At 58.7% G+C, this 24,111-nt stretch carries 23 protein-coding genes and 1 tRNA gene; 7 read left to right on the forward strand and 17 right to left on the reverse strand.

Translation table 11 applies throughout. From position 1 onward, the window contains the following. The first annotated feature begins 245 nt into the window (after positions 1-245). Complete coding sequence (locus AB4P92_RS20760; protein ID WP_042561060.1) at positions 246-1,463, forward strand: MFS transporter; 1,218 nt, start codon at positions 246-248, stop codon at positions 1,461-1,463. A 94-nt stretch (positions 1,464-1,557) separates the two neighbouring features. On the opposite strand, the gene ychF is transcribed toward AB4P92_RS20760, so the two are convergent. The 8 genes from ychF to AB4P92_RS20800 form a co-directional block, all read right to left on the reverse strand. Further along, entirely contained in the window at positions 1,558-2,658 is a 1,101-nt protein-coding gene (gene ychF / locus AB4P92_RS20765; RefSeq protein ID WP_150592616.1) for a redox-regulated ATPase YchF, read from the reverse strand. A 22-nt stretch (positions 2,659-2,680) separates the two neighbouring features. Then, positions 2,681-3,265, reverse strand: a complete 585-nt coding sequence (gene pth / locus AB4P92_RS20770) for an aminoacyl-tRNA hydrolase (RefSeq protein WP_003228164.1) — start codon at positions 3,263-3,265, stop codon at positions 2,681-2,683. Between the two features lie 171 nt (positions 3,266-3,436). Then, entirely contained in the window at positions 3,437-4,039 is a 603-nt protein-coding gene (locus AB4P92_RS20775; RefSeq protein WP_042561057.1) for a 50S ribosomal protein L25/general stress protein Ctc, read from the reverse strand. 141 nt (positions 4,040-4,180) lie between these two features. Next, complete coding sequence (locus AB4P92_RS20780) at positions 4,181-5,122, reverse strand: ribose-phosphate pyrophosphokinase (protein ID WP_003171603.1); 942 nt, start codon at positions 5,120-5,122, stop codon at positions 4,181-4,183. A gap of 45 nt (positions 5,123-5,167) precedes the next feature. Continuing rightward, positions 5,168-5,242, reverse strand: a tRNA-Gln gene (locus AB4P92_RS20785). Positions 5,243-5,278: 36 nt separating this feature from the next. Then, positions 5,279-6,130, reverse strand: a complete 852-nt coding sequence (ispE, locus tag AB4P92_RS20790) for a 4-(cytidine 5'-diphospho)-2-C-methyl-D-erythritol kinase (protein WP_042561056.1) — start codon at positions 6,128-6,130, stop codon at positions 5,279-5,281. 3 nt (positions 6,131-6,133) lie between these two features. After that, the gene (gene lolB / locus AB4P92_RS20795) at positions 6,134-6,751 is read right to left on the reverse strand and encodes a lipoprotein insertase outer membrane protein LolB (RefSeq protein WP_042561055.1); all 618 of its coding nucleotides are present in this window, start codon (positions 6,749-6,751) and stop codon (positions 6,134-6,136) included. A gap of 3 nt (positions 6,752-6,754) precedes the next feature. Beyond that, complete coding sequence (locus AB4P92_RS20800) at positions 6,755-8,479, reverse strand: tetratricopeptide repeat protein (RefSeq protein ID WP_115148149.1); 1,725 nt, start codon at positions 8,477-8,479, stop codon at positions 6,755-6,757. Positions 8,480-8,661: 182 nt separating this feature from the next. Between AB4P92_RS20800 and hemA the strand changes: the two genes are divergently transcribed. The 6 genes from hemA to AB4P92_RS20830 all read left to right on the forward strand — a co-directional run bounded on the left by hemA (position 8,662) and on the right by AB4P92_RS20830 (position 14,021). Further along, entirely contained in the window at positions 8,662-9,948 is a 1,287-nt protein-coding gene (hemA, locus tag AB4P92_RS20805; RefSeq protein WP_042561053.1) for a glutamyl-tRNA reductase, read from the forward strand. Continuing rightward, positions 9,945-11,027: a peptide chain release factor 1 gene (gene prfA / locus AB4P92_RS20810; protein ID WP_042561052.1), complete on the forward strand. Its 1,083-nt coding sequence runs from the start codon at positions 9,945-9,947 to the stop codon at positions 11,025-11,027. The genes hemA and prfA overlap by 4 nt, the downstream gene beginning before the upstream one ends. After that, positions 11,028-11,858, forward strand: a complete 831-nt coding sequence (gene prmC / locus AB4P92_RS20815) for a peptide chain release factor N(5)-glutamine methyltransferase (RefSeq protein ID WP_047303151.1) — start codon at positions 11,028-11,030, stop codon at positions 11,856-11,858. After that, positions 11,852-12,607 carry a molybdopterin-synthase adenylyltransferase MoeB gene (locus AB4P92_RS20820; protein WP_042561050.1) on the forward strand — a complete coding sequence of 252 codons (756 nt, stop codon included), beginning with the start codon at positions 11,852-11,854 and terminating at the stop codon, positions 12,605-12,607. Before prmC ends, AB4P92_RS20820 begins: the two co-directional genes overlap by 7 nt. Beyond that, complete coding sequence (murI, locus tag AB4P92_RS20825) at positions 12,600-13,391, forward strand: glutamate racemase (RefSeq protein ID WP_261736013.1); 792 nt, start codon at positions 12,600-12,602, stop codon at positions 13,389-13,391. Before AB4P92_RS20820 ends, murI begins: the two co-directional genes overlap by 8 nt. Before the next feature lie 111 nt (positions 13,392-13,502). After that, positions 13,503-14,021, forward strand: coding sequence for an acyloxyacyl hydrolase (locus AB4P92_RS20830; protein WP_042561048.1), 519 nt, complete (start codon positions 13,503-13,505; stop codon positions 14,019-14,021). A gap of 121 nt (positions 14,022-14,142) precedes the next feature. On the opposite strand, the gene AB4P92_RS20835 is transcribed toward AB4P92_RS20830, so the two are convergent. From AB4P92_RS20835 to phrB, 9 genes are all read right to left on the reverse strand, one after another. Further along, a complete protein-coding gene (locus AB4P92_RS20835; protein ID WP_395598080.1) occupies positions 14,143-16,887 on the reverse strand; it encodes a hypothetical protein in 2,745 nt (914 codons plus the stop codon). Between the two features lie 420 nt (positions 16,888-17,307). Beyond that, positions 17,308-17,613, reverse strand: coding sequence for a YkgJ family cysteine cluster protein (locus tag AB4P92_RS20840; protein WP_042561046.1), 306 nt, complete (start codon positions 17,611-17,613; stop codon positions 17,308-17,310). 53 nt (positions 17,614-17,666) lie between these two features. Further along, a complete protein-coding gene (locus AB4P92_RS20845; protein ID WP_261736011.1) occupies positions 17,667-18,158 on the reverse strand; it encodes a DUF2878 domain-containing protein in 492 nt (163 codons plus the stop codon). Next, positions 18,151-19,416: a cyclopropane-fatty-acyl-phospholipid synthase family protein gene (locus AB4P92_RS20850; protein ID WP_115148156.1), complete on the reverse strand. Its 1,266-nt coding sequence runs from the start codon at positions 19,414-19,416 to the stop codon at positions 18,151-18,153. Before AB4P92_RS20850 ends, AB4P92_RS20845 begins: the two co-directional genes overlap by 8 nt. Next, entirely contained in the window at positions 19,403-20,218 is an 816-nt protein-coding gene (locus AB4P92_RS20855) for a DUF1365 domain-containing protein (protein WP_042561043.1), read from the reverse strand. Before AB4P92_RS20855 ends, AB4P92_RS20850 begins: the two co-directional genes overlap by 14 nt. Further along, positions 20,215-21,462, reverse strand: coding sequence for an NAD(P)/FAD-dependent oxidoreductase (locus tag AB4P92_RS20860; protein ID WP_395598081.1), 1,248 nt, complete (start codon positions 21,460-21,462; stop codon positions 20,215-20,217). Before AB4P92_RS20860 ends, AB4P92_RS20855 begins: the two co-directional genes overlap by 4 nt. Further along, complete coding sequence (locus AB4P92_RS20865; RefSeq protein ID WP_042561041.1) at positions 21,459-22,241, reverse strand: SDR family oxidoreductase; 783 nt, start codon at positions 22,239-22,241, stop codon at positions 21,459-21,461. Before AB4P92_RS20865 ends, AB4P92_RS20860 begins: the two co-directional genes overlap by 4 nt. Further along, complete coding sequence (locus AB4P92_RS20870) at positions 22,238-22,660, reverse strand: nuclear transport factor 2 family protein (RefSeq protein ID WP_395598082.1); 423 nt, start codon at positions 22,658-22,660, stop codon at positions 22,238-22,240. The genes AB4P92_RS20865 and AB4P92_RS20870 overlap by 4 nt, the downstream gene beginning before the upstream one ends. Next, positions 22,653-24,098 (reverse strand): deoxyribodipyrimidine photo-lyase, encoded by a 1,446-nt coding sequence (phrB, locus tag AB4P92_RS20875; protein ID WP_395598083.1) that lies wholly within the window; start codon positions 24,096-24,098, stop codon positions 22,653-22,655. The genes AB4P92_RS20870 and phrB overlap by 8 nt, the downstream gene beginning before the upstream one ends. Positions 24,099-24,111 lie beyond the last annotated feature (13 nt).

The following is a 24,111-nucleotide window of genomic DNA, read 5'->3' on the forward strand; positions in this document are numbered from 1 at the left end:
AGTTCACTCTTGTTCGCTCTGTGGGCAAACTTTGTAGCGAAACTTCCCATTGTCGATCACCTTTGTAAGGCGACCGCGTTCAAGCCAAGAAGCAAGGCAAGATTCAGACCATGGCGTTGCGCTATCACCTGGTCAATGACGAACAGTCAGTTAGTTAGCTGGCTAAGGGGATAGCCTTGGCGCACCGAAAAATGGCACATTGACGCACCTGCCTGCGTGCACCCATCTGCTGTCCGGAAATTTCCATGGCTATCAGCAACGCTCCGACCGCCACTGTTTCGGCGTCCGCTCCACCCCAAAGCAGCCCACTGGTGATGCGCATCATCGGCGCAGTGGCACTGGCGCATCTGATCAATGACTTGATCCAGTCGGTTTTGCCGTCGATCTACCCAATGCTGAAGGCCAGCTACGGCCTGACCTTCACCCAGATCGGGCTGATCACGCTGACCTTCCAGCTGACCGCTTCGCTGTTGCAGCCGTGGGTCGGGTATCACACTGATCGGCACCCGAAACCATGGCTGTTGCCGGCGGGCTCAATTTGTACGCTGATCGGCATCGTGATGATGTCGGTAGTCGGCAGTTTTCCAATGATTCTGCTGGCGGCGGCGCTTATCGGCATCGGCTCCTCGACCTTTCACCCCGAGGCGTCGCGGATCGCGCGACTGGCCTCGGGTGGGCGCTTTGGTCTGGCGCAATCGACCTTCCAGGTCGGCGGTAACGCCGGTTCCGCGTTCGGTCCACTGCTGGCGGCAGCAATCATCATTCCGTTCGGTCAGGGCAATGTGGCGTGGTTCGGTTTGTTCGCGGTGTTTGCGCTGTTCGTGCTGTACCGCATCAGTCGCTGGTACGCCCATCACTTGAACCTTTTCAAACTCAAGGCGGGCCAGGCGGCGACTCACGGGCTGTCAAAGGGCAGGGTGACCAGTGCGCTGGTGGTACTCGGCCTGCTGGTGTTCTCCAAGTACTTCTACATGGCCAGCCTAACCAGCTATTTCACGTTCTACCTGATCGAGAAGTTCGACCTGTCGGTGGCCAGCTCGCAGTTGCACCTGTTCCTGTTCCTTGGTGCGGTGGCGGCGGGCACGTTCTTCGGCGGGCCGATTGGCGACAAGATCGGGCGTAAGGCTGTGATCTGGTTTTCGATTCTTGGAGTGGCACCGTTTACGCTGCTGATGCCTCACGTCGATCTGTTCTGGACCAGTGTGCTCAGCGTGATAATCGGCTTTATCCTCGCTTCGGCGTTCTCGGCGATTGTGGTGTACGCGCAAGAGTTGGTACCGGGGAATGTCGGGATGATTGCCGGGATCTTTTTCGGTCTGATGTTCGGTTTTGGCGGGATTGGCGCTGCGTTGCTTGGGCATCTGGCGGATGTGCACGGGATTGAATACGTGTACTTCCTGTGCTCGTTCTTGCCGTTGTTTGGGGTGTTGGCGATTTTCTTGCCGCGCACCAAAAAGCCCTGATTTACGCATTACCCATTGCAGGAATGTGTTGGGCCATAAATTTCAGACACAAAAAAGCCGCGTATCAAACGCGGCTTTTTCATGGGTGCAGATTTTATACGTTGAAGCGGAAGTGCATCACGTCGCCGTCTTTGACGATGTAGTCCTTGCCTTCCAGACGCCATTTACCGGCCTCTTTGGTGCCGGCTTCGCCCTTGTACTGGATGAAGTCGTTGTAGGCGATCACTTCGGCGCGGATGAAGCCTTTTTCGAAGTCGGTGTGGATCACGCCAGCAGCCTGAGGTGCAGTGGCACCGACTTTGACGGTCCAAGCGCGGACTTCTTCGACGCCGGCGGTGAAGTAGGTCTGCAAGTGCAGCATTTCGTAACCGGCGCGAATGACGCGGTTCAGGCCAGGCTCTTCCAGGCCCAGGGCCTCGAGGAACATGTCCTTCTCTTCACCGTCTTCGAGCTCGGCGATCTCTGCTTCGATCTTGTTGCAGACCGGAACAACGATGGCGCCTTCTTCTTCGGCGATGGCGCGGACAACGTCCAGGTGCGGGTTGTTCTCGAAACCGTCTTCAGCGACGTTGGCGATGTACATGACCGGCTTGGTGGTCAGCAGGTGGAAGCCTTTGATCACTGCTTTTTCGTCAGCGCTCATGGACTTCATCAGGCTGCGCGCAGGCTTGGCTTCGGTGAAGTGAGCGATCAGCTGCTCCAGCAGAGCCTTCTGAACGACCGCGTCCTTGTCACCGCCCTTGGCATTGCGCGCGACTTTCTGCAGTTGCTTCTCGCAGCTGTCGAGGTCGGCGAAGATCAGTTCCAGGTCGATGATTTCGATGTCGCGTTTCGGGTCGACGCTGTTGGAAACGTGGATCACGTTTTCGTCTTCGAAGCAGCGCACCACGTGAGCGATGGCGTCGGTTTCGCGAATGTTGGCGAGGAACTTGTTGCCCAGGCCTTCACCTTTCGAGGCGCCGGCAACCAGGCCAGCGATGTCGACGAATTCCATGGTGGTCGGCAGGATGCGCTTGGGATTGACGATGGCCGCCAGTGCGTCCAGACGTGCATCGGGCATCGGCACGATGCCGCTGTTCGGCTCGATCGTGCAGAAGGGGAAGTTCTCGGCCGCGATGCCGGATTTGGTCAGCGCGTTGAACAGGGTGGACTTGCCGACGTTAGGCAGGCCGACGATGCCGCAATTGAATCCCATGGTGTTTCCCCTCGGATAAGAGTCAGGCCTTCTGGCTGTGCAGGTTTTTCATCGCACGGTTCCATTCTCCGGCGAGGATATCCGGCAGCACGCCGAGGGCAAAGTCGATGCTGGCATCGAGTTTTTCCTGTTCGGCGCGTGGCGCACGACCCAGGACGAAATTTGAAACCATACTGGCGACGCCCGGGTGGCCGATGCCAAGCCGCAGACGGTAGAAAGTATTCTGATTGCCCAGTTGCGCGATGATGTCGCGCAACCCGTTGTGACCGCCATGGCCGCCGCCCTGCTTGAGCTTGGCGACGCCCGGAGGCAGGTCGAGTTCGTCGTGCGCCACCAGGATTTCTTCAGGCTTGATGCGGAAAAAACCGGCGAGTGCCGCCACGGCCTGGCCGCTGCGGTTCATGTAGGTGGTGGGAATCAGCAGACGAACATCCTGACCCTGATGCGAGTAGCGCCCGGTCAGGCCGAAATATTTGCGATCGGCGACAAGGTTCACACCTTGTGCGGCAGCGATGCGCTCAACAAAAAGGGCCCCTGCGTTATGCCGGGTCTGTTCGTATTCAGCGCCTGGATTTCCCAGGCCAACGATCAGTTTGATGGCAGTCACGATAGGGGCCCTTCCTTGGAGTGGTGGATAACATCGCCGCAATCAGGGAGAGCGGCGAAAGTGGACGAAAAAAGCTCATTTACCATAGATGTAAACTCCGCGTTCTCGCCCGCTTTCTCGCTACGTTCCAGTCCGCGATGTTACTTGATCACTCCGGCGTCACAGAGTGAATTACTCTGCTGCGCCTTCTTCGGTAGCTTCTGGAGCAACACGTGGAGCGTGGACGTTGGCAACAGCCTTGTCATCGCCGTGTGCCAGAGCAACGAACTCAACACCTTTAGGAGCTTTGAGGTCCGACAGGTGAATGATGGTGCCGATTTCTGCTTTCGACAGGTCGACTTCGATGAACTCAGGCAGATCTTTCGGCAGGCAGGTCACTTCGATTTCCGAAGTAACGTGCGAGATTTCGCCGCCTTTCTTCACTGGAGCTTCTTCACCAACAAAGTGCACAGGCACGATAGCGGTCAGTTTCTGACCTGCTACAACGCGTACGAAGTCAGCGTGCAGAACGTGGCCTTTCGACGGGTGACGTTGCAGAGCTTTGATGATGACGTTCTGCTTGGTGCCACCAACGTTCAGCTCGATGATGTGGCTGTAAGCCGCGTCGTTTTCAAGCAGTTTGGCAACTTCTTTGGCCAGCATGCTGATGGATTCAGGGGCTTTTTCGCCACCGTAAACAACAGCTGGAACCAGAGCGGCGAGACGACGCAGGCGGCGGCTCGCACCTTTCCCCAGGTCGGAACGCACTTCAGCATTCAGAGTAAAATCGTTCATTTTGTATCTCCAAAATAGCCATGACCGAGCGGCGTTTGCGACCAGCGCCTAACACGGTATGGGCAAAAAAGCCCCGCCCCGACAGGAATGCCGGGGCGGGGCGCTTTTCGTCAACGAGACATTTCGAGAAGGGCAGGGCCCTTAGCGGAACATCGCGCTGATCGATTCTTCATTGCTGATGCGGCGAACCGCTTCGGCAACTACCGGTGCAATATCCAGTTGACGGATACGTGCACAGGCTTGTGCTGCAGCGGACAGCGGGATGGTGTTAGTCACCACCAGCTCGTCCAGCACGGAATTTTCGATATTCTCGATGGCCCGACCCGACAGCACAGGGTGTGTGCAGTAGGCAAAGACCTTGGCTGCGCCATGCTCTTTCAGGGCCTTGGCCGCGTGGCACAGAGTGCCGGCGGTATCGACCATGTCATCGACCAGAATACAGGTACGCCCTTCGACATCACCGATGATATGCATCACTTCAGAGTGATTGGCTTTCTCACGGCGTTTGTCGATTATCCCGAGATCAACACCCAGCGACTTGGCAACAGCACGTGCACGCACGACGCCACCAATGTCAGGGGAAACAATCATCAGGTTTTCGAAGCGCTGATCTTCAATGTCATCCACCAGAACCGGGGAGCCGTAGATGTTATCTACCGGAATATCGAAGAAACCCTGAATCTGGTCAGCATGCAGATCAACCGTGAGAACACGGTCGATGCCGACTACGGTAAGCATGTCAGCGACGACTTTCGCGCTGATAGCCACACGTGCGGAACGCGGACGGCGATCCTGACGGGCATAACCAAAATAAGGAATAACAGCAGTGATACGAGTAGCCGAGGAGCGGCGGAAGGCGTCAGCCATCACTACCAGTTCCATCAGGTTATCGTTGGTCGGAGCGCAAGTCGGCTGAATAATGAAAACGTCTTTACCACGAACATTTTCATTGATCTCGGCAGTAATTTCGCCGTCGGAAAATTTGCCGACAGAGATGTCACCGAGAGGGATATGCAGCTGACGTACAACACGCCGAGCCAGATCGGGGTTAGCGTTCCCCGTAAAGACCATCATCTTGGACACGCGCAGTACCTAGAGGCTGAGGGTAACCTGGATGGGTATGGAAAATGGCAGGGGCGGCTGGATTCGAACCAACGCATGGCAGGATCAAAACCTGCTGCCTTACCGCTTGGCGACGCCCCTGTATCTGTTGCATCAAGTGCCGAGCACCTGGTTCCTTTAGAGCAGACTTTGCAGCTTGCGATGCAACATCGAAATGTTGCTTCCTTTCGCTACAAACCCTGTAAGGGTCTCTGTCAGAAGGGCCGAGACTTTATCAGCTTCAGCTTTGTTTGGGAAGCCCCCAAACACACAACTTCCAGTTCCGGTGAGCTTTGCTTCGGTAAATTTACCTAACAAATCCAATGCGTTACGTACCTCTGGATAACGCCTTGCAACCACCGGCAAGCAGTCATTTCGACTGTTTCCCTCGGGAACGGGGCGCACTTTAATGGGCGGCGTGTTACGTGTCAACAAAGGATCGGAAAAAATTTCTGCCGTACTTACAGAGACTTGCGGCACGAGCACCAGATACCACGGTTCTTCAGGGTTCACCGGAGTGAGTTTCTCGCCCACGCCCTCGGCAAACGCCGCGTGACCACGGACGAAAACCGGAACATCGGCGCCTAGCGACAAACCCAGTGCCGCCAGCCGATCTTCATCCCAGCCCAGTTGCCACAGATGATTGAGACCCAGCAAAGTCGTCGCGGCATTTGAGCTGCCGCCACCAATGCCGCCGCCCATGGGCAGAACCTTGTCGATCCAGATGTCGATGCCCAGCGCACAGCCGGACTGTTGCTGAAGCATTTTCGCCGCACGCACGATCAGATTGCTGTCATGCGGCACGCCGGCAAATTCGGTATGCAGTTGAATCACACCGTCATCGCGCACGGCGAAAGTGATTTCATCGCCGTAATCGACAAACTGAAACAAGGTCTGCAACTCGTGATAACCGTCTTCACGGCGACCCAGAATGTGCAACATCAGATTGAGTTTGGCCGGCGAGGGCAGGGTCAGGCGTGCAGCGGTCATGCGTTATTGCCCCAACTTGCGCGGTTGCCAGGTCTTGATCACCAGCGTCACATCGAGGTCGGTGCCGTGCAGCTTGATGCGCTCGGGCAGCCAGTAACCGTTTTGTTCGGTGTAAGCGGTGTATTCGACTTTCCAGCCATCCTGTTCAAGGTTGGCCAGGCGGCTGTTGGCATCCAGATTCAGTCGGCTTTTGCTGTTCGGCGCAGGCAGGCCGCGGACCCACCAGGCCAGATTCGACACCGGCAATTTCCAGCCCAACTGCTCTTCGAGCAAAGTCTCCGGCGATTGCGATTCGTAGCGGCCCTGATTGGCGACTTCCAGCGAAACTTTGCCCGGACGCCCGGTCAGGCGTGCCGCGCCACGACCCAGCGGGCCGGACAGGCGAATGTCGTAATAGTCCTGACGCTGTAGCCAGAACAGCGTGCCGCTACCGGAATCTTTCGGTGCCCGGATGCCGATCTTGCCGTCGATCTGCCAGCCGTCGAGGCCGGTCAGCTGTTGTTTGTTCGCCGCCCATTGGGCCGGGCTGCCGTGACCTTCGACCGATTCACGAGCACCGAAACCCGCGCAACCGGCGAGCAGGGCGATAAAGCTGAAAACAATAACGTGGCGCAAAAACATGAGTTAAAGAGTCTCGGATCCGGTCAGGCGCTTGATGGTGCTGCGCAGAATGGTGCTGTCGGGCTGATCCTTGAGGAATTTGCCCCAGACTTGTTTGGCTTCACGCTGGTTGCCCTTGACCCACAATACTTCGCCCAGGTGTGCGGCGACTTCGTGGTCAGGGAAACGCTCCAGCGCTTGGCGCAGATATTTCTCGGCGTCGTCCAGATTGCCCAGGCGGAAATTCACCCAGCCGAGGCTGTCGAGTACCGCCGGGTCTTCCGGATTGATCTGGTGTGCCTGCTCGATCAGCGTCTTGGCTTCAGCGTAGCGGGTCGTGCGATCGGACAGGGTGTAGCCCAAAGCGTTCAGCGCCATGGCGTTGTCCGGGTCGCGCTTGATGATCAGGCGCAGGTCTTTTTCCATCTGCGCCAGGTCATTGCGTTTTTCCGCGAGCATGGCCCGGGTGTACAGCAGATTCAGATCGTCGGGGTATTGCAGCAAGGCTTGTTGCAATACCTTCCAGGCCTTGTCGTCCTGTTTGTTGGCAGACAGGGTTTCCGACTCGATCAGATACAGCTGAATCGCGTAATCCGGTTGTTCATCGCGTTCGGCCGCCAGTTTGCTTTGGGCTTCGGCGGTCTTGCCGTTGTTCATCAGGATATCGGCCTGACGCAGCTGTGCCGGCAGATAGTCGTTGCCCGGGCCTACCTGGGCGTACTCGATCAATGCGCCCTGCGGGTCGTTGCGTTCTTCGGCGATGCGCCCCAGGTTCAGGTGCGCCGAATCGACATGGCTTTCCCGAGCGATCAGGTCTTCCAGATAGCCTTTGGCCTCATCCCAGGCCTTGGCTTCCAGGCATACCAGCGCCAGCGAATAACGCAGTTCGTCGTCTTCCGGGTACTGCTGAACGAGGCTGGAGAACTCGGCCTTGGCGTCGTCCATCCGATCCTGCTCAACCAGCATCCGCGCATAAGTCAGGCGCAGACGTTTGTCGTCCGGATATTTCCTGATGCTTTTTTGCAGCAGTGGCAGGGCTTCGTCGCCACGGTTCAACAGCTGGAGCAGACGGGCGCGCAGCAGAATCGGGGCGATTTCGCCATCCTCTGGCGTATTGTCTTCGAGCAGTGCCAGCGCCGCTTTGTTGTCGCCATCCTGTTGCAGGAGCAGGGCCTTGCCGAAAATCAGCTGACTGTTGTTCGGGTGACGCTGCAACAAGCGGTCAAAACTTTTCATCAGACCGTTGCGGGTTTCCTGATCGGTATCAGCCGCCGACAGCGCGAGGAAGTCGAAATGGGTGTCGCCCTTGCCTTGCAGGACTTTCTCCATATAGACCATCGAATCGTCATAACGCCCGGCACGCGCCAGTTGCACGGCGGCGGCGCGTTGCGCTTCGAGGTCGTCCGGCGCGTTTTTCGCCCAGATCAATGCGGTATCCAGCGCAGGCTGATCCGCACCGAGGTATTCGGCGATGCGGAACGCGCGCTCGGAGACGCCCGGATCCTGGGTATTGATGGCCTGAGTCACGTAGTTGTCCAGGGCAATGTCGAAACGATTGCGCTGGCCGGCGAGCTCGGCACTCAGCAGGCTGAACACGGTTTCTTCACTGAACGAGCTGTAAACCTTGGGTTTTTCAGGCGCAGGGGTGGTGTCTTCAACCGGCGGCGTACCGTCCGGCGACACGGGGGCCAAGGCCTGGCAGCCGCTGAGGAAGACAAAAGCGAGGAGCAACGCGGAGGATCTATTCATATAGGAAGAGGACGACTAACCTGCGGTCGGATCATCATGACACAAGCCTTCGGCCAAACATAACCGAGTCTCAACTGTGCCCATTATAGGGGCCGACAATTGGGACAATAGTCTGCGGTAGTTGTTCTGAATCTGACGAAGGTGGACAATTGCCGGCTTCACGTCACCATCAGCGACTTTGAATGGCCTTCCTTGCACTCGGTATCAACCACAAGACTGCTTCAGTAGACGTCCGCGAGCGCGTGGCCTTTACCCCTGAGCAGCTGGTTGAGGCGTTGCAGCAGCTCTGCCGACTTACCGACAGCCGCGAAGCTGCGATCCTCTCCACCTGCAATCGCAGTGAGCTTTATATAGAACAGGATCAGCTGTCGGCAGATATCGTGCTGCGCTGGCTCGCCGACTATCACCATTTAAGCCTCGAAGAGCTGCGCGCGAGTGCTTATGTGCATGAAGATGATGCGGCAGTTCGTCACATGATGCGCGTCGCCTCCGGGCTCGACTCGCTGGTGCTGGGCGAACCGCAGATTCTTGGCCAGATGAAATCGGCCTACGCCGTGGCCCGCGAGGCTGGCACCATCGGTCCGCTGCTCGGGCGTCTGTTCCAGGCAACCTTCAATGCCGCCAAACAGGTGCGTACCGACACCGCCATCGGTGAAAACCCGGTGTCCGTGGCGTTTGCGGCGGTCAGTCTGGCGAAACAGATTTTCAGTGACCTGCAACGCAGTCAGGCTTTGCTGATCGGCGCCGGCGAGACCATCACCCTGGTCGCCCGCCATTTGCATGAGCTGGGGGTCAAGCGCATCGTTGTTGCCAACCGTACGCTGGAGCGCGCAAGCCTCCTGGCTGAGCAGTTCGGCGCCCACGCGGTGTTGCTGTCGGACATTCCGGCGGAACTGGTGCGCAGCGATATCGTTATCAGTTCGACCGCCAGTCAGTTGCCGATCCTCGGTAAAGGTGCGGTCGAGAGCGCATTGAAGCTGCGCAAGCACAAGCCGATCTTCATGGTCGACATTGCCGTTCCCCGGGATATCGAGCCGGAAGTCGGCGAACTCGACGACGTTTACCTCTATAGCGTCGACGATCTTCACGAAGTGGTCGCTGAAAACCTCAAGAGTCGTCAGGGCGCAGCACAAGCGGCCGAAGAAATGGTTTCGGTCGGCGCCAGCGATTTCATGGTGCGCCTGCGCGAACTGGCAGCGGTTGATGTGCTCAAGGCCTATCGTCAACAGAGCGAACGCCTGCGCGACGAGGAGCTGCAAAAAGCCCTGCGCCTGCTGGCCAACGGCGGCAACGCCGAAGATGTGCTGGGGCAACTGGCCCGCGGCCTGACCAATAAACTGTTGCATGCGCCCAGCGTGCAACTGAAAAAGCTTTCTGCCGAAGGCCGCCTCGATGCGCTGGCCATGGCTCAGGAACTCTTTGCCCTCGAGGGCTCACCGGATAGCTTTTCGGATAAAAAACCGCAATGAAAGCGTCACTGCTCAATAAGCTGGACATCCTCCAGGACCGTTTCGAGGAACTGACCGCGCTGCTCGGCGATGCCGAAGTCATTTCCGATCAGACTAAATTCCGCGCCTATTCCAAGGAATACGCCGAACTTGAGCCGGTCGTACACGCCTATAAAAAACTGCTCAGCGTACAAAGCGATCTTGAAGGCGCACAGGCGCTGCTCAAGGACAGTGACCCGGACATGCGTGAAATGGCTGTGGAAGAAGTCCGCGAAGCCAAAGAATCGCTGATCACGCTGGAAGGCGATCTGCAACGCATGTTGCTGCCCAAGGATCCCAACGACGGGCGCAACGTGTTCCTCGAAATTCGCGCCGGCACCGGTGGCGACGAGGCGGCGATCTTCTCCGGCGATTTGTTCCGCATGTACTCGCGTTACGCCGAGCGACGTGGCTGGCGTGTGGAGATCCTGTCGGAAAACGAGGGCGAACACGGTGGCTATAAAGAAGTCATTGCGCGTATTGAAGGCGACAACGTTTACGGCAAGCTGAAATTCGAATCCGGCGCGCACCGCGTACAGCGTGTACCCGCCACCGAATCCCAGGGCCGTATCCACACCTCGGCCTGCACCGTGGCGGTGTTGCCCGAGCCGGACGAGCGCGAAGCGATCGAGATCAACCCGGCGGATTTGCGCGTCGACACGTTCCGCTCCTCCGGGGCCGGTGGTCAGCACGTCAACACGACCGACTCGGCGATCCGCATCACGCACTTGCCGACCGGCACCGTTGTCGAGTGCCAGGAAGAGCGTTCGCAGCACAAGAACCGTGCGCGGGCGATGGCCTGGTTGTCGGCCAAACTCAACGATCAGCAAACCGCTGCCGCGGCAAATGCCATCGCCAGCGAGCGCAAATTGCTCGTCGGTTCCGGTGACCGTTCCGAGCGGATTCGCACCTACAACTTTGCTCAGGGCCGTGTGACCGACCATCGCGTCAACCTGACCCTGTATTCGCTTGATGAAATTCTCGCCGGTGGCGTGGAGGCGGTTATCGAGCCGTTGTTGGCCGAATACCAGGCTGACCAACTCGCGGCGATAGGTGAATAAATGACCATCATTGCCAGCCTGTTGCGCGCCGCCGACCTGCCGGATTCACCGACCGCACGTCTGGACGCCGAATTGCTTCTGGCCGCGGCGCTGGGCAAATCGCGCAGCTTTCTCCACACCTGGCCCGAGCGCATCGTGCCGACTGACGCCGCGCTGAAGTTTGCCGAGTACCTGCAACGCCGCCGCGCAGGTGAGCCGGTGGCTTACATCCTCGGCCAGCAGGGTTTCTGGAAACTTGATCTGGAAGTCGCACCGCACACGCTGATCCCGCGCCCGGACACCGAGTTGTTGGTGGAGGCTGCGCTGCAATTGCTACCCGCGACACCGGCCAAAGTCCTCGACCTCGGCACTGGCAGTGGCGCGATTGCCTTGGCCCTGGCCAGCGAGCGTCCAGCGTGGCAGGTCACTGCCGTGGATCGCGTGCTCGAAGCCGTGGCGCTGGCCGAGCGTAATCGCCAACGCCTGCATTTGAACAATGCCAAGGTGCTGAGCAGTCATTGGTTCAGTGCGCTTGAAGGTCAGCGTTTTCAGCTGATCATCAGCAACCCGCCGTACATTGCCGCGACCGATCCGCATCTGATCGAAGGCGATGTGCGCTTCGAACCCGCCAGTGCATTGGTGGCCGGTGAGGACGGGCTCGACGATCTGCGTCTGATCGTCGCCCAGGCCCCGACGCATCTGGAGGCCGGTGGCTGGCTGATGCTCGAACACGGCTATGATCAAGCCGAAGCCGTGCGCGATCTGCTGCTCGGTCGCGGTTTCGAAGAAGTCCACAGCCGCACCGATCTGGGCGGCCATCAACGCATCAGCCTGGGGCGCCTGCCGTGCTGAACGATCAGGAATTGCTGCGCTACAGCCGGCAGATTCTGCTGCAACACATCGACATCGACGGCCAGTTGAAGCTCAAGGACAGTCGCGTCCTGATCGTCGGCCTCGGTGGTCTCGGCGCGCCGGTTGCGTTGTATCTGGCGGCGGCGGGTGTCGGTGAGCTGCATTTGGCGGACTTCGACACGGTCGATCTGACCAACCTGCAGCGCCAGATCATTCACGACACCGACAGCGTCGGCATGAGCAAGGTCGACTCGGCGCTCAAGCGTCTGGGCGCGATCAATCCAGAGATTCAACTGATCGCCCATCGTCAGGCGCTGGACGAGGATTCCCTCGCGGCGGCGGTGGCGGCGGTGGATCTGGTGCTCGATTGTTCGGATAATTTTTCCACACGCGAAGCCGTCAACGCCGCGTGCGTGGCTGCGCGCAAACCCTTGGTCAGCGGCGCGGCGATTCGCCTTGAAGGGCAACTGTCGGTGTTCGACCCGCGTCGCGCCGAGAGCCCGTGCTACCACTGTTTATACGGGCACGGCAGCGAAGCCGAACTGACCTGCAGCGAAGCCGGCGTGGTCGGGCCCCTGGTGGGACTGGTCGGCAGTCTTCAGGCGCTTGAGGCATTGAAGGTGCTGGTCGGTTTTGGTGAACCGCTGGTAGGCCGCTTGCTGCTGATCGATGCGTTGGGTTCGCGCTTTCGTGAATTGCGCGTCAAACGTGATCCGGGTTGCAGCGTCTGTGGATCGCAGCATGCGTGAGGCGCCGATCGGCGTGTTCGATTCCGGTGTCGGCGGTTTGTCGGTACTGGCTGAAATTCAGCGCTTGTTGCCCAATGAGTCGCTGCTGTACTTCGCCGATTGCGGGCACATTCCGTATGGCGAGAAAACCCCGGAATTTATCCGTCAGCGTTGCAATGTGATGGCCGGTTTTTTCCGCGAGCAGGGCGCCAAGGCGTTGGTGGTTGCCTGCAACACCGCGACTGTGGCGGCTGTTGCCGATCTGCGCCGCGACTTTCCCGACTGGCCGATTGTCGGCATGGAGCCTGCGGTCAAACCGGCCGCCGCCGCTACCCGCAGCGGCGTGGTCGGTGTGCTTGCCACCACGGGCACCTTGCAGAGTGCCAAGTTCGCAGCCTTGCTCGACCGCTTCGCCACCGATGTACGCGTGATCACCCAGCCGTGCCCCGGTCTGGTTGAATTGATTGAAAGCGGCGATCTGCACAGTGCCGAGTTGCGCACGTTGCTGCAGGGGTATGTCGATCCGCTGCTGGCCAGCGGTTGCGACACGATTATTCTCGGCTGCACGCACTACCCCTTCCTCAAGCCGATGCTCGCGTCGATGATCCCCGAGACCATCAGCCTGATCGATACCGGTGCCGCTGTAGCGCGACAACTCCAGCGCCTTTTGGCCGAACGCGATCTGCTCGCTGCAGGGCCTGACCGACCAGTCAGATTCTGGACCAGTGGTGACGCGAAGCATTTCAGCCAAACCCTGCCCCTGCTGGGCCAAACCACGTTCGACGTGCAGAAATTCAGTTTGTAAAAAAAATGTGAAATAACTGAAAATCAGCTGAACTTCTGATCAAGCGCTGGCTTCTATAGCGATGAGTTATCCAGAAAACCGAACGATCGTTCCGTAAAGGGAAGTTTCAAAGTGAAGCGACTATTCTGCTTGGCCGCGATTGCGGCCGCATTGATGGGGCAAAGTATTACCGCACAGGCTGCCGGCGTTGAATTCGCCGTTGGCGCTACCAGCGATTCGACCATGACGTATCGCCTGGGCATGAATTTCGACTGGGACAAGAGCTGGCTGCAGAGCGACGTCGGTCGCCTGACCGGTTACTGGAGCGGTGCTTACACCTATTGGGAGGGTGACAAGACCTCCAGCAACAACAGCCTGTCGTTCTCGCCAGTGTTTGTTTACGAATTTGCCGGTGAGTCGGTGAAGCCGTACATCGAGGCGGGGATTGGTGTTGCAGCGTTTTCCAACACCAAATATGAGTCGAACAATATCGGCGGTTCGTTCCAGTTCGAAGACCGTATCGGTGCTGGCGTGCGCTTCAATGGCGGGCATGAGATCGGGATTCGTGCCACGCACTATTCCAACGCCGGCCTGTCCAGCGACAACGATGGTGTAGAAAGCTACGCGCTGCATTACACGATGCCGCTGTAAGCGCACCGTGCGCCGGGCTTGCCCGAGTTTGCGCTGTGTCAGTTGACATCAATGTTGACTGACACAGCGCTTCTGCGAACAAGCCCGGACACCGTTAGTTTTTTTTACCTCAACACACCGTTCAGTCAAACCCCGGCCGTTTGGGCAAGTGATGCGCAGGCTGGTTTTGCCACGTCGGGTCAAATTTCCTTAAAGCGTCTTCCAGCCTGTCCAGCATTTTTCCTGGACTGGGTTCAGTCCTCATAATCGTGCTCAACTGAATCCGTTCATCCGGCTCACCCCTCCTGAATCTCTCAAGAAACGCCCAGACGCGGCGCTGCAACAGTGCACGTTCGATCCTGAACTCCGGCGTCATACTCAGTCGACGAATGTCCGCGATGGTGTCTGCCGGCAAGGTGGCCCAAAGATCCAGTCTTTCGCGTGTGAGTACTGGCGGCACGCTCTGTAACCACAGGTGCGCCGTTTTGTCGGGATCTATATTTCCGAGCCAGATATCTGTGCCTGTCTGGCGGCGCGCTGCAATAAAACGCCGTTGGAAAGCTGCATCGAAAAGCGGATTTCCCGCCAGATTGATGCCCTTCCTGAGCTCCAGGGATTCGGGAATCGATGAGATGAAGTTATCGGCAAGATTCAACGCTGTTTTTGGAATCTCGGACGTGACTCCATCCGGAATACTGTCGATATGCGTAGAGTGAAGATCCACTTCCCGCAACGCGGTCATTCCTCTGAACGACGGCGCAACAAATAGCGGATTGGCACTCAGATTCAATATCTCCAAATGCAGTGGACCGTTCTGCGGGCCAATCTCGGCAGGCAACCGGGTGATGCCGGTATGTGCCAGATCCAATTCTCGCAAGGCTCTCATGCCTCTTAGCGAAGGGGCATCATCGAGGTTGTTTCTGGCGAGCTTCAATATTTCGAGGCGCATCGGACCGTCCGGCGTACCCAGTTCGGTCGGTAGTTGAGTGATTCCAGTGCCTGTCAGATTCAACTCCCGCAAGCCTGTCATGCCATTGAGCGAAACGCCGCCGGTCAGTTGAGTATTTTCGCATCTCAATACCTCAAGCCGCGCCCGCCAGACATTCGCGTTTAATCCAGCAAGGCGTCCGCTCAGTGTGTTGAATGACAGATCCAGCTCGCGCAAATAGGACATATTGGTAAAGTCAGGCAGCTCTTCCAAATACACGTTATTGCTCAGATCAAGCACTTGCAGGCGTGACGGACCGGGGCTCTCGGTGAGTCCCCTCGGTGAAAACTGCATGTTGGTGTGGCGGATTCTCAATACCTGCAACTCGGTCAGGCCGCGCACCGAAATAGTATGGTGGACACTGCATTCCATCAGGGTCAGCTCGCGCAGGCGGGGCAATCCAGAGAAGCTCGTAAATTCATGTGTCCACGGGAGCGTGCATTGATGAAGCTCCAGTACTTTCAGCTCGGTGAGCCGGTTCATTGCGCCAAACAGTTCTTTGCCTTCGCCCGCCAGGTTCCGGACTTCGAGTGCTTCAACATGAGAAAACGCCGAAAACAGTGCATCCAGCTTCTGCACGGCAGTTCCCTTCAAACCCAGAGAAACAATTGAGTCGACTCGAGTGGAAAGAATCGGCGGCTGTAAATTAGCGCGACTGCCCAGGTCCAGTTCAAGCTTGAAGCCAATCAGTTGCCCATCGCGATAGACTTTTTCCGCAGCGTCGCCTTGCCACTTGTACAGTCGATGCAACGTTTCACTGATTGCAAAGCGTCTGATGAGCTCGTCGTTATCAGCCCCTCTATAAGCCGCTACCCAGGCGCTGAGTTCGCGAACCAGTCCAGGCAGCCCAAGCCGAAGCCGCTCCAGCTCTGCTTCTGCCTGCACCGAATCACCAAACCGCGCGATGAAGTCATCGGCGTGTTGATCAGTCGCTTCGGGAAAATAGCGTTTGACCTGCGCTCGCGTGGTGCCAATAACGGCCGGGGGTTGCCTGCCTGAGGGGCCTGGCGTGGTGTCGAGCCAGGGGCGGTGCAAATTGCCCGGGTTGGCCGGCCCGGGCTCATTGCGCCGCATGCCTCCCCTCAACCCCACGAAGATAGAAATCCAGGCGTTGTCCTCGTTGCGAGTAATGGCCAGGCTCTCGCCGCTTCGGCTGGCGCGGTAGATGTTGGCACTATCGCTGGCAACGGGATCAGTGGGTTTAACAATGCGCCACACCTTATTCGAGGGTGTGGACGCATCAAGATCAAGCAGTGCCTGATACGCGTGATTGAAGATTACTGCGTAGCGCTTGCCGTCATGGCGATACAGACCGTCGCTATCGGCTTCGGCCGAGCTGAAATCCAGCTCGGTGCGAAACGCCTGCAGACGGGTTTCAGTCAGTGGTGCGGTGTCTTGCGCAGCGTCATTGCGCACATGCCAGAGGCCGGTATCGGGATTACGCTGCAGCTCAGGGCCGGACGGCTGCAATTCGTTTGCGCGTCGGGCTCGGTACACGCCAGTTTTGGCGTCGAGTGCGACAAGAACGATGCCGCCGTCGGACAAATCCACATACTGACGTTTGTTGTACACCCTGAAGCCATCACTGTCGGCATGCTGCAGTTTTATCTGCGCATCGATCAGGTAGTGCTCCAACAGCGGCTGCGTGGAGGGACGGGTTTGAGTTGCCATTGAAGTCTGCTGCACCGTGACAACCGCAGCCGGCAGAATTGCATCAAGGTCGATCTCATTCACGGAGCTGGGCCGCGTTGCCGAGTCCACTTTGAACGTCAAGGGATCGAAGCCGTTTTGATTCAGCCCGTCAGGATCGGCTGAGTCCCCTTGTGATTGCCGGTTGGGGCTGACGTGGACATCGGCCTCTACGTGGGTTTTGCCACCGCGAGGTGGTTTTGCTGCCATATTTCTTCATCCTTGAAAAATTGCCCTCGGCGCTTGCGAGGCTCGGTGTTTCGGCATCCTGCCGATTGACGTGTTGGGAGCGATTCTGCTGTCGATCGTTGCGCACCAGACGGGCAAGCAATCGACCAGCCTGCTCAAACTGATACCGAGATAAAGCCGTCGAATATCGGCGTTATTTTGCGGTGAGTCTTGACGCAATCAGCACCCTCGAACGAGGACGTGAACGATATCGACTGGAGATACTGAATGAGATCAGAAGCGCAGACAGGGGCGGCAGGAAATGACGGCAACACGCGTAGGAACTGATTGACCTGCAGGGCAGCAGGTTTTTGCCTGGTTCGTTTGCCACCAGCGGTCATCGACCTGAAACGAAACAGGTGGCTGAGCGATGGCGGTTCATCGCACAGGCTCGTTGAAAGATCAGCGATATACCGTGGCAATGCCCCGGCGTTCTTCGATGCACTCCGGTGCGCCCATTTCAAACTCGCGACAGATCAGCGGACGCTTCTCATAGATCGTGCACATCATCGTGTCGCGATCCAGCGCCGCACACCAGCCGTCGTCCAGACGCAGCATCACTTCGCCGCCCCATTCATCGGTATCGATAAAACGATCAGGCACGCCGGTGTCGGTGATCAGCATCACTTCGAGCTGGCAGCAGCAGGCTGCGCAGGTCGAACAGGTGACCGCCGGTTCGGCGATTTGTTGGTGGGGAATGGTCTTCATGGGCGGCAGTGTAAGGCAGTGGATGCTGCGTGTGTGAACGCTCTGACAGACGCTCAATGAGCCAAGCGTCGAGCCATCAGGTGCAGCAGCGGGAACAGCAACGCCCAAAGCAGGCCGATGCCGATCAGACTGGCGAGCTCGCCGTAGGGAAATTGCACGCCGGCCAGGCGCCCACCGCCGTAATACGACAGCGCACCACCGACGGCCCCCAGCACGCTGGCCAGCCACCATGGCCGTGCGGTCCATTGCAGACAGTGGCGCAGCGTGGTCGCCAGCAACGCCCATAGCAGCATCAGCCACAACGGAATCAGCGGTGACGAATCCTCGAACGCGAACACACCGAGGCTGCGCAAAACGCTGTCCACCGCCGTACCGACAATCACCACGCTGAGGATCAAACGTCCCTCCGCCGCCCAGCTGCTGATCCAGAGCAGATGAATCACCAGCACCGCCAGCGCCAGCAACAGCCACAAACTGTTGCCGCCGAGCACGCAGGCCAGCCAGCCGATCTGGAACAGCGCGGCATTGGCGATCTGCTTAAGCATCGAAGCGTCCGAGCAGCGGCGCGGGCATGGCGGCCGGTTTGGCCAGCAACAATTGCGCGGTGCCGATGGTGCGCTCCAGGAAGCCACCCTCGCAGTAGCACAGGTAAAACTCCCACAACCTGAGGAAGTAATCGTCGTAGCCCAGTTCGCTCAAGCGGCCATGGGCGCGGCGAAAATTCTCGTGCCACAGGCGCAGGGTTTTGGCGTAGTGCAAGCCGAAATCTTCCATGTGCAGCAGGTTCATGTCGGTGTCGCGGCCAACGATTTCGAGCATCTTCTGCACGCAGGGCAGGGCGCCGCCGGGGAAGATGTAGCGCTGGATGAAGTCCACGCCGCGCTTGGCTTGCTCATAACGCTGCTCGCGGATAGTGATCGCCTGTAGCAGCATCAGGCCGTTGCTCTTGAGCAACTGCGCGCATTGCTTGAAGTAGGTCGGCAGGAAGCGGTGGCCGACCGCTTCGATCATCTCGATCGACACCAGTTTGTCGTACTCGCCGGTGAGGTCACGGTAATCCTTGAGCAACAACGTCACTTGATCCTGCAGGCCCAGTTGTTCGATGCGTTTTGCGGTAAACGCGTACTGCTCTTTCGACAACGTGGTGGTGGTCACGCGACAGCCGTAATTTTGCGCCGCGTAAAGCGCCATGCTGCCCCAGCCGGTGCCGATTTCCAGCAGGTGATCGCTGGGTTTGAGCGCGAGTTTCTGGCAAATGCGCTCCAGTTTGTTCAGTTGCGCCTGTTCCAGGTTGTCTTCGGGGGTCAGGAACTGCGCCGCCGAATACATCATGGTCGGGTCGAGAAACTGTTCGAACAGCTCGTTGCCGAGGTCGTAGTGCGCGGCAATGTTTTTCTGGGAGCCTTTGCGCGTGTTGCGATTGAGCCAGTGCAAGCCTTGCACCAGTGGTCGGCCGACACGAGCCAGTCCCCCTTCCATCGCATCGAGAACTTCGAGGTTGCTGACGAACACTCGCACCACGGCGGTCAAGTCCGGCGAGCTCCAATAGCCGTGGATAAACGCCTCGCCTGCACCGATCGAGCCGTTACTGGCGACCATGCCCCAGGCGGCGGCATCGAGTATGTGGATCTCGCCCACCAAGGCACTGCCGGGTGCGCCGAACAGCATCCGTTCGCCATCCTCGACCACCACAAGCTGACCGTGTTTGAGCCGGGCCATTTGCCGTAGCACGCCACGACGCAGCAGCGAACCGGTCAAGCCGTTGGCACTGAGCCGACTGACCGACAGACTAGAGGATTTCATGGCGGTGTTCCTTGGTAGGCACGGTGGCGGTTTGAAAGCTGCCGTCAGCAGCCTGATGAGAAAAGATCGGAGCGCGTTTGAACAGCAGTCGTACGGCTTGCCAATAGATCGCCAGAGCGGTTTTTGCGGTCATCCACGGGAAGCGTCGCAAGTAGCGGTGCAGGCTCTGACGGTCGAGCGTTTCGCGTTGCAGGTTGAGCGTGGCGTCGAACAGTTTGTGCTCGCCCTGCCAGTCGGCCATGTGTACGCCGAGGGTTTGTGCGGCGGGGCTGAAGCTCATGCGGTATTCGAGATCGCGCGGCAGAAACGGTGAAACATGAAAGGCCTTGGCTACCGCGAAATGCTGATGAGCGCTCTGCGGATCGATTGGCGCGCGCGCTGGCAACACATAGTGATAGCGCTCGCGCCACGGTGTGTTGGTGACTTCGCAGACAATCGCCGCCAGTTGCCCGTCGGCCTCATGGCAATAAAAGAAACTCACCGGATTGAACGCCAGCCCCCAGCTGCGCGGTTGCGTGAGCAGGCACACCGACCCTTGCGGTTCATGGCCGATGGCGATGCCGACCTGCTGGCGCACGGCGTCGATCAAGCGCATGCCGGTGCCGGTGAAGGCCTTTAGGTAGTCGGTCTCGCGAAAGGAAAACGGCGCAAAGCGACTGCGGCTGGCCAGCGCCGACAGGCCGAACAACGCGTCCTGTTCTGTCAGATCGAGGTACAGCAAACCAATCCGGTAACGAAATTCGTGTCGGCGCGGGGAGAAGCGCCGATGGCCGATCCAGCCGCTGTAGAGGGCGCTGTTCATAGGGTTTCCCCGAACGCGGCCGCCACGCGCAGTGCGCTGACCACACCGTCCTCATGAAAACCGTTGGCCCAATAAGCGCCGCAGTAGTGCGTGTGCTGGACGCCATCCAGTTCGGCCCAGCGGTTCTGCGCCGCCACCGCCGCGAGGCTGAACTGCGGATGGGCATAAGTGAAGCGGGCCAGCACTTTGTTTGGGTTGATGCCGGCGCTCTGGTTGAGGCTGACACAGAACGTGGTATCGCTTTCGATGCCCTGGAGAATGTTCATGTCGTAAGTGACGGCCGCGTGAGTATGGCCAGTACCGCTCAGGCGATAGTTCCAGCTGGCCCATGCCAGTTTGCGCGTGGGCAACAGTTGCGTGTCGGTGTGCAACACCACTTCGTTGTCGGCGTAGGGCAGGGCACCGAGGATCGCGCGTTCGGCCTCGCTCGGGCTGGCCAGTATTTGCAGGGCCTGATCGCTGTGACAGGCGAACACCACTTTGTCGAAGTGCTCGATCCCCGCCGGGCTGTGGATAACCACGCCGTGTTCGTCGCGGTCTACTCGCTTCACCGGACAATTGAGGCGAATCCTGTCCTTGAACGCGGCGGTCAGTGGCGCGATGTAAGCGCTGGAACCGCCCTCTATCACTTGCCATTGTGGCCGGTCACTGACTGACAACAAGCCATGATTCTTGAAGAAGCGCACAAAGAATTGCAGCGGAAAATTGAGCATCTCGGCCATCGGCATCGACCAGATCGCGGCACCCATCGGCACGATGTAATGCAGGATGAAACGCTCGCCGTAGCCGCCGGCCTTGAGGTAATCATCCAGGGTCATGTCGGCGTCGATGCGTAGCTCGTTGAGGTCGCGCTGGGCTTCTTTATTGAATCGCAGAATGTCGCGCAGCATGCCCCAGAATCCCGGCGACAGCAGATTGCGCCGCTGGGCAAACAGGCTGTTGAGGTTGTTGCCGTTGTATTCCAGGCCGCTGTCCGGATCGTTGACCGAGAAGCTCATTTCGGTCGGTTTGAAGCTCACGCCGAGCTGGCCGAGCAGGCGGATGAAATTCGGGTAGGTCCAGTCATTGAACACGATGAAACCAGTGTCCACGTCATATTGGCGACCTTCGACGCTGACCTGCACCGTGTGCGTGTGGCCACCGACCCAGTCGCCGGCTTCGAACACCGTGACGTCATGTCGTCGATTGAGCAGATGGGCGCAGGTGAGTCCTGCGATACCGCTGCCGATAATGGCAATTTTCATACTGGATCTCGCTGCGGTGGCGGTTTGCGCACCATGCGTTTACCGATTGCCAGTTGCAGACCCGTTGGCAGTTTCGACAAGGGCCACAGCGCGGCCATGAACAGCGCCGGGAAGGCGATCTCCAGTGGGCGATCCTTGAGCTTGGCGAAGATATGCCGCGCAGCTTTATCCACAGGCCAACTGAGCGGCATCGGGAAATCGTTCCTGGCGGTCAGCGGTGTTTCGACAAAACCGGGGCTGATGACCGTGACTTCGATGCCCTCATCCGCCAGGTCGATGCGCAACGATTCGAATAGATAGCGCAGCCCGGCCTTTGACGCGCCGTACGCTTCTGCCCGTGGCAGCGGCAGGTAAGTGACCGAACTCGCCATCCCCACCAGATGCGGCGCGGTGCCTTTGCGCAGTAGCGGCAGGGCGGCTTCGATGCAGTAGGCGCTGGCGAGCAGATTGGTGCGTACCACGTGCTCGACGATGGAAGAGTCGAATTGCCGGGCATCGACATATTCACAGGTGCCGGCATTGAGGATCACTGTGTCCAGCGACCCCCAGTCCTCAGCGATCTGCTCACCGATTTCACGCACGGTCTGGCTATTGGTCAGATCGCCCGGCACCACCAGCACTTGTCCCGGATAGCGTTGCGACAACACTTTGAGCGCGGCGACCTGGCGCGAACTGACGGCCAGGTGCGCGCCGGTGGCGAGGATGCTCTCTGCCAATGCTGCGCCAATGCCACTGCTGGCCCCCGTCAACCAATAACGCCGTGGAGGTGTACGACTCATCCCATTCTCCTTTTCAGCCAGGCGATCACCCGGCCCAATATTGGCAAGTGCTCATATAGCAACGCCCCGGCATCGAAATAATCCCGGTGACGATAAACCTTGTCGCGCCACAGCAAGTGCGAGCAGCCGCCGACGCGGATCTCCCGACCACTGGCCAGACGCGGGTGGCGATAACTCATGACCCAGCGCAGGTAGCCTTCACCCTCGCCAATCTGGTCGTAGCCGTGAAAATCGAAACGCAGCTCGCTGACGTTGGCGTACAGCTCTGCGAAGTAATCGCGCAGCTGCGCCAGCCCCTGAACTTCATGCAACGGGTCGGTGAAGTGAATGTCATCGCTGTACAACTCGCCCAGACGTTGCAGGTTGTCTTTGTTCAGCGCTGAAAATTGCCGGGCGAAGCTGCGCAGGAATTCACTCATGATCGACCCCGGCTGGTTGGCGGGAGGGCAGGTTCTTGAACGCAGTCAGCGCCCGCTCCCGCGATGCACTGAGGTTGACGATCGGCTTCGGATAATTCGCCACGCCGAACAAGCCGCCGGCACTGGCCGGGTCATGCACCTGTTTTTTGTCGAGGTCGGCGAGTTCTGGCAGCCAGTGCTTGATGAACAGGCCCTCGCTGTCGAATTTTTCCGATTGGCTCAACGGGTTGAAAATGCGGAAGTACGGCGCCGAATCGGTGCCGGTCGACGAGCTCCATTGCCAGCCGCCGTTGTTCGCCGCCAGATCACCATCGATCAAATGACGCATGAAAAACCGCTCGCCTTCGCGCCAGTCGATCAGCAGGTTTTTGGTCAGGAACATCGCCACCACCATGCGCAGGCGATTGTGCATCCAGCCGGTTTCGAGCAATTGGCGCATCGCCGCATCGATGATCGGCAGTCCGGTACGCGCCTCTTGCCACGCCGCGAGTTCTTCCGGGGCGTCGCGCCAGGCCAGCGCTTCGGTTTCCGGACGGAAGGCGCGATGGCGCGAAACCCGTGGATAGCCGACCAGAATGTGTTTATAGAACTCGCGCCACAACAGCTCATTGATCCAGGTAATAGCGCCGACTTTGCCGCTTTCGAATTCACCCTGATTGCTTTGCAGGGCGGCGTGAAGGCATTGGCGTGGCGAAACCACGCCAGCGGCCAGGTACGCTGACAGCTGACTGGTGCCGGGCTTGGCCGGGAAGTCGCGTTCGCTTTTGTAGTAATCGATTTGGGCGTCGGCGAAGGTATCGAGGCGGCGCCTGGCTTCTTTCTCACCGGCAGGCCACAGATCGCGCAAGGTTTCGCTTGGCGTGGCGAAGCCGGTGACGGATGCAGGAATCGGATCGCTGCCGATATCCAGTGCCGACTGTTTGCCGGGTGCGGGCACCAACGCCGGAATCGAGCGATGCAGGCGTTCGTAGCAGACCTTGCGAAACTGGCTGAACACCTGGAAGTAAGTCCCGGTCTTGGTCAGTAGGGTGCCAGGCTTGAACAGCAATTGATCGAGATAACTGTGAAATTCGATGCCCTCGGCCCGCAATGCCTCGGCCACGGCCGCATCGCGCCGGCTCTCGTTCAAGCCATATTCTTCGTTGACGTGCACGACCTTGATATTCAGTTGGCGACACAGTTTGCACAGTTCTGCCGGCGCCTGGTCCCAATGCGTCGCCGTACGGATCAACAGAGGAATATTCAGTTGGCCGAGGCTTTTGCTCAGTTCGTGCAGATTGCGCAGCCAGAAGTCGACCTTGCAGGGCGCGTCGTCATGTTCTTGCCATTGCTGCGGGCTCAGCAGATACACGGCAACAGTCGGACCGCGCGCTGCGGCAGCCGCGAGTGCGGTGTTGTCATGTTGGCGCAAGTCGCTGCGCAGCCAGATCAATTGCATATCGGTCGTCGTC

The sequence above is a fragment of the Pseudomonas sp. A0308 genome, from assembly GCF_044218815.1.
Lineage (GTDB): Bacteria > Pseudomonadota > Gammaproteobacteria > Pseudomonadales > Pseudomonadaceae > Aquipseudomonas > Aquipseudomonas iridis.